Source organism: Adlercreutzia equolifaciens, assembly GCF_029076695.1.
In the GTDB taxonomy this organism is placed as follows: Bacteria; Actinomycetota; Coriobacteriia; order Coriobacteriales; family Eggerthellaceae; genus Adlercreutzia; species Adlercreutzia equolifaciens_A.
The window spans coordinates 1-327 of the sequence record NZ_JARFIK010000209.1 but is presented as its reverse complement, the minus strand read 5'-3'; the positions used below and the strand labels follow the sequence as shown (position 1 = coordinate 327).

The 327-nt window shown below is 38.2% G+C and carries 1 protein-coding gene; it reads left to right on the top strand.

The window, feature by feature from the left end:
- Positions 1-114: 114 nt before the first annotated feature.
- The coding region (locus tag PZH32_RS12095; RefSeq protein WP_275208502.1) for an NUDIX hydrolase N-terminal domain-containing protein at positions 115-327 on the top strand (213 nt) is incomplete at its 3' end.

Genomic DNA, 327 nt, shown 5'->3' with positions numbered 1-327 from the left:
CCTTTGTGTTATGATATACAGGTAAGAAAAAATTTTCAGACTACAGTAAATCATTGTCCACAAAAAGGAAAAATATTTCTGCATGACTTACCCAGTGAAAAGGAGGATATTTTTATGAACGATCAGTGGTTAGACTTTGCAATCCGTATTCAGAGTATCGCACAGGCGGGACTCCAGTACGGAAAAGATAAATATGATAAAGAACGTTACAACGAATTAAGAAAAATTGCTGCTGAAATGATGGCTGCAAAGACGGATCTCCCCGTCGAAAAAGTATACGGGTTATTCTGCAATGAAAGCGGCTATCAGACCCCGAAAATTGATACC